The sequence below is a fragment of the Streptomyces lancefieldiae genome, assembly GCF_031845825.1.
GTDB classification, from domain to species: Bacteria; Actinomycetota; Actinomycetes; order Streptomycetales; family Streptomycetaceae; genus Streptomyces; species Streptomyces lancefieldiae.
Genome location: NZ_JAVRFH010000142.1, coordinates 1 through 4,326 on the forward strand (window position 1 = coordinate 1; position 4,326 = coordinate 4,326).

Consider the following 4,326-nt stretch of genomic DNA (forward strand, 5'->3'; position numbering starts at 1 on the left):
AAAGCGCACATGTTCCGGCGAACCTGTGCCAGGCGGCACCGAAACCCACCAGGTTCGGCGAGGCTCAGGTGCTCTCCAGGCGGTGGCTCTTGTGCCAGGCCGCTCTGAGGGCTTCGAGTTCGGAGTGGGGAAAGTGCTCGCCCCACTTGCCGCGATATCCGCTCTCGCCGTACTTTCGCGCGACGTCGTCGAAGCAGCGGACCACAGCGCGAGCCACGGTGCCGATGCTTTGTTGGCTCGACCAGATTTCGGTTCCGGCGTTGTCGTGCTTGCTGCCGTCGGCCAGTTCCAGCACACGAATCCACACGTCGCTGCCCTCGCGGTAGAGGATCCAGCGGAACGCGGTGGGTTCCGCCTCGAACTGCACGCGTGCCTCCGCTTCACCGGTGACGAGGCGGGCCACCGCCGTCAGTAGGTCCTCGGGGGCTGTGGAAATGTATGAGGCCGTGACCTCGGCTTCCGCCTGATGATCGGAGATGGTGCAGTCGGCCCATCCCCTCCCGCTGAGGGTCCAAACGAGCTGCATGTCAGCGGCGATGACCGGCCTCCTGGCCGAGGAAGTGCCTGACATCGGCTGCGAGAGTGGACATCTGCTCGCCGGCTTCCAGCCAGGTGGTGACGGATGCCTCCCAGCTGCCAACGGACATTCGCCACGGACGCAGCGTCCAGGTCAGCCCGACATGGCCGCCTGAGCGGAAGACCACTCTGACGGTGAGATCGCGGTCGTTGGTCTGCCAGACACGCTCTCCCTCCCAGCCCCGGAAGTCCTCGGAGAGCTTCTCCAGGAAGGGAGCCAGGTCGGCGCTCCAGTTCCAGGCTGCCACGCCGTCCAGGCGAGCGTTCAGACCGGCCGCGCAAGCCTCGATGGCGTAGTGCACGCAGTCTTCGTCCTCATCAAAGAGGTCACAGAACTTCACAGAGACGGCCCGGTCGTCCTGGCAGCGGACGGTCAATTCGGCTGGTTCGTCGGGGGCGGCATCTCGGGAGCTCATCCCAGGAACAGTAGGTCAAGGAGGTGCCTGTCGTCACTGTGATTGCAGGTCAGGCAGGCGGCCGGGGTCGACGTGGTCAGCGAGATAGATCATGGTGGCCTCGGGGTCCATGCCGAACGCTGCGGCGACAAGCTTGGGGTCCATGGTGTTGACCAGGTCGAGCAGTCGAGTGCAGCGGATCATGCGCGGTGGGAAGCCGCAGGCGTCGAGGACATGACTGACGTAGGCAGTGGATGCCGGACCTTGGCCGGACTTCGTCTGGCGGGTGACCATCACATACGGGTTGTCCGTCCGCTGGTCTTCGCGGTGGGCCAGGCAGCGTTCCACTGCCGCCCAAGACGGCGGATCCAAAGGAACCGGATGTGGGCGGTGTCCGAGCCGGGCGGTCCGGGCACGAGAGTCGAGGTCATCGGCCTGCAGCATCTTGACCTCGCGGCTTGAGGCACCGTGCAACAAGGCGAGCATGCCCAGCAGGGCTTCGTGTGGGTGGACGGCCGGATCCGTTGTCCAGCGGCGGAACAGCACACGTTGCTCGTCAAGTGTCAGCGTCGCACCCGTGAAGCCGTTCGGTCCTCGGGCGGTCAGACCGCGGGCGGGATCGACGAGGATGATCTTCTGGGATCGCGCAAAGCGGAAAAACTGTCCGAGCACCACCAGTCGACGCTTCCGGGCCTTCGGCGAGGTGGCCAGGAAGGCTTCGAGATCGTGCACGTCGGTCAGTGCCCAGTCCTCCTTCCCGCGCTCACCGGCGAGGAACCGGGCGAGGTCACGGACGATGGCCAGTGCGGCTTCGATGGTGGCATCGGTGCGGGGCAGCGTTCCGGCACGCCGGGACCGCTCGCGTGAGCGGATCATGAAGTCGGAGAAGGACTCCACCGAAAGTCGCAGGGGCTCTGGGACCGCGACAACCCGGCGTTGCCGGCGGCCGGCCGCAAGCCGCTCGGCCTGGTCAGTGGCCATAGCCAGACCGTGACTGGTGAAGAAGGCTTCCAGGGCACGGGCGAGGGGGCCCATTGAGCGGCCCGGGCGGCGGGAACGTTCGAGTACGGACTGAGGGAGACTGGGCTGGCCGTCCCGGAGAAGCCGCGCGAGGGAAGTGATCATCGTGCAGGCTCGGCCGACGGAGTACTTGGCGGCGAGATCTGTTGTGAAGTCCTGCAGCCAGTCGGGGGGATTGTCGAGTTCGGCGATGAGGTGCTCGGCCCGGACGAAGGGGCGGTCGGGGTGACGCTGCCAGCAGGCCGTGCACAGTCCCAGCCCTGCGTGCTTCCGCACTCTGCCGCATTGTTCACAGGCCCGGGGCGGCTGCTTGGTCTGCCGGGGACGTGAGCAGTGCCCGCACCAGCCGGTGTCCTCGCGCAGATATCCGGGCCGACTGCAGCGAGGGCATGGATCCTTGGCGGCGTCGCGCTCGGACTCCCGCAGGCAAGTGCGGCAGAGAGCCGAGAATTTACTCCGTACCGGACTACCGCAAGCGGTGCATACGCGCGAGCAGGTGATGCACCGGCCGGTGTCCGCCTGGAGAACGCGCTGCTGTCCGCACCGGGGACACGCGGCCCGGGCCTCGGCCTTCCTCTGCTGGGCAGTGCAGCGGCAGCAGTAGCGCCGGTCGATGAAGCCGACCGGGGCTCCGCAGCCGATGCAGTCGCTCTGTTTGACGCCCACGATGCCCCCTTCGCTTCCGGGTCAGATAGGTGGCATCGAGCGGCCTCGTGCGGAGGCCACTTTCGGCAGGTCGGCGACCGGTCGCGGTGGGACCGCAGGACGCCCGACGGGGGTGGTATCGACCTCAAACAGGTCGTTGGGGGTGCAGTCCAGCGCGGTGCACAACGCGATCAGCGTGGACATCTTCACCTGGGAGGGCTCCTTGCTGAACAGAGCAGACACCGAGGCGGAGGACATCTGCAGCCCGGCGCGTTCGGCCAGCAGCCGCTGCAGCTGGGTGCCGGTCCAGATCTCGCGCTGGGCGGCGGCCATCCGCAAACGCCATCGGATCTTCATGCTGAGCTGTCCCCCTCGGCGGTGAGTTCGCCGAGCGTGGTGGTCACCGCGCGGCGATAGGCATCCTCGATGAACGTCGCGGAGGGACGGACGTATCTCATGGTCGAACTGACCGTCCAGTGACCAAGGAGCTGCTGGATGGCCACCAGGTCCACACCGCGCTCGTAGTTGTGGGTCGCGCAGGCCCTTCTCAGGGCATGCGGACTGAACCGATCGGTCGCCGGACGGCCTTCGAGTTCCATCAGATAGCGCAAACGGTTGCGGATCGTCCCGCGGTGCAGACTGCCTCCGGACTCGTCCGCGAACAGCACCGGGGAGTCGGGGAACTTCCCACGGACGTCGTCGAGGAACCAGCGCAGGACAAGGTCGAGCCCGTCCAGCATCGGCACCCAGCGCGGCCGCGGCCCGGATGTGCGGGCGCCCTTGCCGAACCGGACGTGGAGTTTCCCGAACGGTCCCCGCGTGAAGTGGAGGTCCGGGCGGTCCAGAAGCGACACCTCTTCCGAGCGCAGGCCGGCGTGATAGAGGGTCCGGAACATCGCATAGTCCCGGGCGGCGGGTGCGTACTTGCGGGCGGTGGCGATCCGGGCCTTGAGGAAGTCGAAAAACTCCGCGACCCGCTCTGGGGTCGGTGGCGGCAGCTGGGCCGGGGAGTCGTCGCCGACATGCCGGGACGCGTTGAACTCATCGACTGGGCAGACCAGGCGGACGCCGAAGCCGGCTTCGATCTCGACGGCCTTGCGGACCTGAAGGAACCGGTGAAAGCCCTTGAAGATCTGCACGTACTCGCGGCGGGTGGAGGCCGCCCGCCCGGCAAGAGCCAGGTCTCCGACGACTCGGTCGATGTCTTCGGGGGTGACGTCCCAGGCGGGCCGGCCCAGTGCGGTGAGCGTGCGTTCCAGCAGTCCGATGTCGTTCTCGACGGTCACTGGGCTGAACCCACGAGCTCGCCATGAGGCGACGAACGCCTCAACGCAGTCGGCCTGGAACTCCCACGGATCGGCGGTCACCGGCTCCAGTAGGACGGCACCGCCCTGGACCACCCTCAACTGGGATGCCACCGGCACACCTTCCTCGCACCTGACCGATCAAGGCAGCACCTGGAGAATCCGGGCACCACCACGAAGACCAACGAGGACAGCAGGAGATGGATACGGGCCGGTGGCAGCGGTGATCCACGAAAAGGAACATGTGCCAGCCCCAGATCGCTGGGGAGAGGTCTTCGGCGACGACACCGTCGCCGCCGCCATGATCGACCGCCTCGTCCATCACGCCGATGTGCTCTCCTTGAAGGGAGACTCCTACCGGCTCAAGAACCGCGACATCGGCCGCA

The 4,326-nt window shown here is 66.9% G+C and carries 5 protein-coding genes and 1 pseudogene; 1 reads left to right on the plus strand and 5 read right to left on the minus strand.

What is annotated here, in order from left to right; all coding sequences use genetic code 11:
* Window positions 1–64 precede the first annotated feature (64 nt).
* From RM812_RS40755 to RM812_RS40775, 5 genes are all read right to left on the minus strand, one after another.
* Window positions 65–526 (minus strand): hypothetical protein, encoded by a 462-nt coding sequence (locus RM812_RS40755; RefSeq protein ID WP_311585858.1) that lies wholly within the window; start codon window positions 524–526, stop codon window positions 65–67.
* Between the two features lies 1 nt (window position 527).
* Entirely contained in the window at window positions 528–992 is a 465-nt protein-coding gene (locus tag RM812_RS40760) for a DUF6228 family protein (RefSeq protein ID WP_311585860.1), read from the minus strand.
* A gap of 33 nt (window positions 993–1,025) precedes the next feature.
* Entirely contained in the window at window positions 1,026–2,267 is a 1,242-nt protein-coding gene (locus tag RM812_RS40765; protein ID WP_311585862.1) for a tyrosine-type recombinase/integrase, read from the minus strand.
* Between the two features lie 411 nt (window positions 2,268–2,678).
* Complete coding sequence (locus RM812_RS40770; RefSeq protein ID WP_311585864.1) at window positions 2,679–2,993, minus strand: helix-turn-helix domain-containing protein; 315 nt, start codon at window positions 2,991–2,993, stop codon at window positions 2,679–2,681.
* Complete coding sequence (locus tag RM812_RS40775) at window positions 2,990–4,054, minus strand: tyrosine-type recombinase/integrase (protein ID WP_311585866.1); 1,065 nt, start codon at window positions 4,052–4,054, stop codon at window positions 2,990–2,992. The genes RM812_RS40770 and RM812_RS40775 overlap by 4 nt, the downstream gene beginning before the upstream one ends.
* A gap of 145 nt (window positions 4,055–4,199) precedes the next feature.
* Between RM812_RS40775 and RM812_RS40780 the strand changes: the two are divergent.
* Window positions 4,200–4,326 (plus strand): annotated as a pseudogene (locus tag RM812_RS40780) (ATP-binding protein); the annotation flags it as partial.

Excerpts from the sequence above, each read along its gene's own strand:
- RM812_RS40770 (WP_311585864.1), bottom strand. The coding sequence starts at position 2,993 with ATGAAGATCCGATGGCGTTTGCGGATGGCCGCCGCCCAGCGCGAGATC.
- RM812_RS40760 (WP_311585860.1), bottom strand. The coding sequence starts at position 992 with ATGAGCTCCCGAGATGCCGCCCCCGACGAACCAGCCGAATTGACCGTC.
- RM812_RS40755 (WP_311585858.1), bottom strand. The coding sequence starts at position 526 with ATGCAGCTCGTTTGGACCCTCAGCGGGAGGGGATGGGCCGACTGCACC.